Source organism: Lactobacillus sp. UMNPBX17, assembly GCF_002553735.1.
Lineage (GTDB): Bacteria > Bacillota > Bacilli > Lactobacillales > Lactobacillaceae > Lactobacillus > Lactobacillus gallinarum.
Map to the genome: position 1 here is coordinate 1 of NZ_PCYT01000156.1, position 1,011 is coordinate 1,011.

Sequence of the window (1,011 nt, forward strand, 5' to 3'; positions counted from 1 at the left end):
CCCGGATTTAAAATTGAAGTGCAACACTAAGTGTTAAACAAAAAGGCCATGAAGACCTAAACTTGAAGTGACGAAAAATCAAGAAAGGAAGATCTTCATGACCAATTCAAATTCTAGCATTTCTAAGCACTATCATCAATTAACCAGCGTACAACGTGGACAAATTCAAGCAATGCTGGATTCCGGCATAACTTCCCGTACTGTTATCGCTCAAGAAGTTGGCTGTCATAAATCGACAATCAGTCGCGAAATCAAACGCGGAAGCGTCCTGCAAAGAGACAGCAGCTATTTGTTATATGAGCACTATTACGCTGATACTGCACAGATTTATTATGAGAAGCGTCGCCAAAACTGCTATCAGCGCAATCCATTGAAGCATTATGCTGTCTTTTTGAGAATGCTCTCCAGACGCTTTAAAGCTAAATTTGATGCCACCAGCATCGATGAGTTCGTTGGTGAATTCAAAAGGACTATGCCAGGCTACCCTTGTCCCAGCACACCAACCGTCTATCGCTATATTGATCAGGGCTTGCTGGACATAAGCAATATTGATCTGCCTATGAAGCTCAAAAGACGCAGGAACAAGCGTCATCACAGCCATGGCGGTCACGCTTTGCACAAGAAGCATCTTGGCAATTCCATTGAACAGCGTCCTAAGGAGGTTGAAGACAGAAAAGCTCCGCTGCACTGGGAAGGAGATCTGGTTAAAGGCGTCAGACGCAAGAATCAGCCTGCTTTAATGACTTTGACTGAAAGAACCACACGCTTTGAAGTAGTTATCAAGATTCCTGACTATCGGGCAAGCACATGCCAAAGGCTGCTTCAAAAGGAGATTGACAGACATCCTGCCTGGTTTAAATCAATCACGTTTGACAATGGCTCTGAGTTTGCGGATATGACCAAGATCAAGGGCTGCCAGATTTACTTTGCTCACCCATATTCTCCATGGGAAAGGGGCACCAATGAGAACTGCAATGGTCTTTTGCGTCAATTCTTCCCTAAGGGCAAGAG

At 44.3% G+C, this 1,011-nt stretch carries 1 protein-coding gene; it reads left to right on the forward strand.

Going from position 1 to position 1,011, the window contains the following annotated elements; all coding sequences use genetic code 11:
- Positions 1-97: 97 nt before the first annotated feature.
- A partial coding sequence (locus CP368_RS10075) for an IS30 family transposase (RefSeq protein WP_098046060.1) occupies positions 98-1,011 on the forward strand: 914 nt, incomplete at its 3' end.